Annotated in this window: 3 protein-coding genes and 1 riboswitch; of the genes, 1 reads left to right on the plus strand and 2 read right to left on the minus strand. The window is 74.6% G+C overall.

Annotated elements, in window-relative coordinates:
• Together AB0J52_RS32020 and AB0J52_RS32025 are read right to left on the minus strand one after the other, a co-directional pair.
• The coding region (locus AB0J52_RS32020; protein ID WP_500186536.1) for a magnesium chelatase ATPase subunit I at positions 1 to 1137 on the minus strand (1137 nt) is incomplete at its 3' end.
• Positions 1138 to 1219: 82 nt separating this feature from the next.
• Positions 1220 to 1290: riboswitch (cobalamin riboswitch) on the minus strand.
• A 127-nt stretch (positions 1291 to 1417) separates the two neighbouring features.
• Positions 1418 to 2248, minus strand: coding sequence for a hypothetical protein (locus AB0J52_RS32025; RefSeq protein ID WP_500186538.1), 831 nt, complete (start codon positions 2246 to 2248; stop codon positions 1418 to 1420).
• 119 nt (positions 2249 to 2367) lie between these two features.
• Between AB0J52_RS32025 and AB0J52_RS32030 the strand changes: the two genes are divergently transcribed.
• Positions 2368 to 3641, plus strand: a 1274-nt coding sequence (locus tag AB0J52_RS32030; protein ID WP_500186540.1) for a M16 family metallopeptidase, incomplete at its 3' end; no start/stop codon positions are given.

Genomic DNA, 3641 nt, shown 5'->3' on the forward strand with positions numbered 1-3641 from the left:
CTCGGGCGCTCCGCCGGGCCCGCCGTCCGGCGGCCCGGGATCGTCGTCGGGGGGGTCCGGGGTGTCGTCCGGGGGCTCGGGAGCGTCGTCGTGGTTCTTCGGGGGGTCGTCGTGCTGCGCGTGTTCGTCGAGGACGTCGTCCAGGCGCTGCTCGTCCAGGCCGGGCGCGTCGAACGGGTCGCGGCGGCGGCGGTGCGGCAGCGCCAGCCGGGCCGCCGTCCGGACGTCGTCGGACGTGACCTCCGTGCGCCCGTTCCAGGCGGCCAGCGCCATCGCGGCCCGCGCCGTGACGAGGTCGGCGCGCAGGCCGTCCACCTCGAACGCGGCGCACACGGCGGTGATCTGGCGCAGCGCGGCGTCGGTCAGCACGACCTCCGGCAGCAGCGCGCGGGCGGCGGTGATCCGGTCGGCGAGCGCGGCCTCCGCGCCGGTCCACGCGGCGGCGAACGCGGCCGGGTCCTCCTCGAACCGCAGCCGCCGCCGCACCACCTCGGCGCGCTCGGCCGGATCGCGGGTCGCGGCGACCTCCACGGTCAGCCCGAACCGGTCGAGCAGCTGCGGCCGCAGCTCGCCCTCCTCCGGGTTCATCGTCCCGACCAGCAGGAACCGCGCCGCGTGCCGCACCGACACGCCCTCGCGCTCGACGTGCGACTCGCCCATCGCGGCGGCGTCCAGGAGCAGGTCGACCAGGTGGTCGTGCAGCAGGTTGACCTCGTCCACGTACAGGACGCCCCGGTGCGCGGCGGCCAGCAGGCCCGGCTCGAACGCCTTCACGCCCTCGGTCAGCGCCCGCTCGATGTCCAGCGACCCGGTGAGGCGGTCCTCGGACGCGCCCACGGGCAGCTCGACCAGCCGCGCGTCCCGCACCTGCGCGGTGACGGCGTCGTGGGGGCCGTCCGGGCAGCGCGGGTCGGGGTCGGTGGGATCGCAGGAGAAGCGGCAGCCCGGCACGGTGTCCACCGGCGGCAGCAGCGCCGCCAGCGCCCGCACGACCGTGGACTTCGCGGTGCCCTTCTCGCCCCGCACGAGCACGCCGCCCACGGCGGGCGACACGGCGTTGACCAGGAGCGCGAGCTTGAGGTCGGCCATTCCGACGACGGCGGAGAACGGGTAGCGGACGGCGGAGCCGCGCGTCATCGGCGCATCAGAGAGCGCATGCCTCAGAGTCCTTCCCTCGGGTGTCCACGCCCGTGGTCGGCGGTCGGTGTCACGACGACCGGAGTTCCTGACTCACCGGCTCCCACCGGCTCACAGTTGCGGGCACAGCCCCGGATTCGCACCGGGTTCCTCCGCCGTCGTCGCCTGGACAGGATGGCACACCACCCCGCCTCCGCCCAAGCCGCCGCCAACCCGGAACACCCGCCCGAGCTGGGCGGCCGCGGTCACCGCGCCCCTGCTCAGAGGCTCATCGAGCCGCTCAGACGGGTGCGAGGGCCCGGTTCCGGGCGTCCAGCTCCAGCCGCGCGACCGCGCACCGCATCACGTCGGTGTACTCCCCGGACTTGACGTCCTTCGCGGTGACGAACACCGCGACCTCGTGGGACGGGAACTCGACCAGCCAGCCGCCGTCCTCGACGCTCCTGATCCGGGCGTCCGGAACCCCGGCCGGCGTGGCGAGAAGGTCCGAGAGCCGGTCGAACGCCTGCTCCTCGGACGTCCCGGGCACGAGCGTCCCGTTCGCGAGGACGACGCCGTCCGTCCAGTGCGCGCCGAGGACCGCCCGCGCCTTCTCGGCCTGCTTCGTCCGCTCCACCTCCAGGAACGGGGAGGAGGGACGCGTCGTCCAGTACCCCTTGGGACGCCGCCGCCTCCGGTAGAGCGCGAACGTCCAGATCAGGCAGGTGAGCACGACCAGCGGCGTGAGCAGGACGAGCACCACCGACATCCCGAACCCCGGCGCGTCCACCTGCACCCGCTGCGGGCCCGCGGCCGGGTCGGCGGCGACGGTGACGAGGTCGTCCGCGGGCGCCTTGAAGGCTCCGCCCCACACGTAGGTCTTCCCCTCACCGACGACGACGGCCTTGTCCCCGTGCCGCTTCCGGTCGAGTTTCACGGGCGTGGTCCAGCGGGTCCCGGTCAGGGTCAGCCAGGCCGGCGGGGGCGTGCCCACCTCGACATACACCGTGTACCGCAGGCCCTTGGTCATGTAGATCGAGGCGTGCCCGTCCGCTTCCTCGTGCGAGTACTCCGGATCGAGGGACGCCGCGGTGAAGAGCGCCAGGTGCGTCGCCACGAAGAGGGCGGCCACCGCCGCGAACAACGCGAAAACCGCCGCCGGAACGTAATAAGCGCCCCTGGAAGGGCGAAACGGGCGCTGGTATTGATAAGCCACCGGTTTGACCACGACGCGATCGTAGATGAGGTGTGGTGAACGCAACACGCGGCGACGGCGTGGCCGAGGCCGGCACGACCGGCGCTCCGAACACCGTCGGTGAGCGGGAGGCCGCCCCCGAGAAGCCCGGCGTCACGCGCACGGACATCGACGGAGTGCCGGTCTTCTGGAGCCCCGGTGACGGTTCCGGGGCGTACCGGGTCGCGCTGATGTTCCGCACCGGACGCGCGGACGAGCCGCTCGCGCTCAGCGGCGTCACCCACCTCGTCGAGCACCTCGCGCTGCACGGCCTCGGCCGGGACGACCGGCACTACAACGGCAGCGTCGACGCGCTCACCACCGTGTTCCAGACGCACGGCACGTCCGACGAGGTGGCCGCGTTCCTCGGTGGCGTGTGCGAGGCGCTGCGCGACCTCCCGCTCGACCGGCTGGACGACGAGAAGCGGATCGTCCGGACGGAGGAGGAGCAGCGCGGCGCCGGCATCACCGAGACGCTGGCGCGATGGCGGCACGGGCCGTCCGGGCTGGGCCTGTCCGGGTATCCCGAGGTCGGCGTCCCCGGGCTGACGGGCGAGGACGTCGCCTCCTGGACGGCGGCGCGGTTCACCCGGGGCAACGCGGCGCTCGCGGTCGTCGGCGGCCCGCCGCCCGAGGGCCTGTCCCTGCCGCTGCCGGACGGCCCGCGCATGCCGGTGCCCGAGGCGAACGACCTGACGGGCGGTGGCCGCTCCTTCTTCAACGCCTCCCTCCGGGGGGTCGCGTTCAGCGGCGTCGTGCCCCTGGGGCCGGCGACGGGCGTGTACCGCGGGCTGCTGCTGTCGAGGCTGCACAGGGCGCTCCGGCTGGACCGGGCGCTCAGCTACACCCCGCAGGTCGAGATCGAGCACACCGGGCCCGACACCGGCGAGATCATCGCGTTCGCGGACGGCCTGGAAGAGGTGCTGCCGCAGCTCCTCCAGGCGTTCCTCGCCGAACTGGACGCGCTGGCGGAGGGCCGCATCGACGCCGCCGACGTCGCGCGGGTCATCGAGGAGCACCGGGCCGCGCAGGCCGGGACGGACGGCGGCGGCCGGGTCGGCGTCTGGTGCCTCCGCGAGCTGCTCGGCATCCCGCAGGACGGTCCGGCCGAGGTCGGCGAGCGCCTCGCCGCGGTGACCGCCGAGGACGTGGCCGAGGTCGCGCGGACGGCGATGGACTCGGCGCTGCTCATGCTCCCGCACGGGCGGCAGCCGCCGGACGGCCGCTACCGGCCCCTCCCCACGGCCTCGACGCACTCGGTGGCCGGACGCGTCCACGCGCCGTACCGGGC

Origin of the sequence: Spirillospora sp. NPDC049652, from assembly GCF_040675125.1 — a bacterium.
Lineage (GTDB): Bacteria > Actinomycetota > Actinomycetes > Streptosporangiales > Streptosporangiaceae > Spirillospora.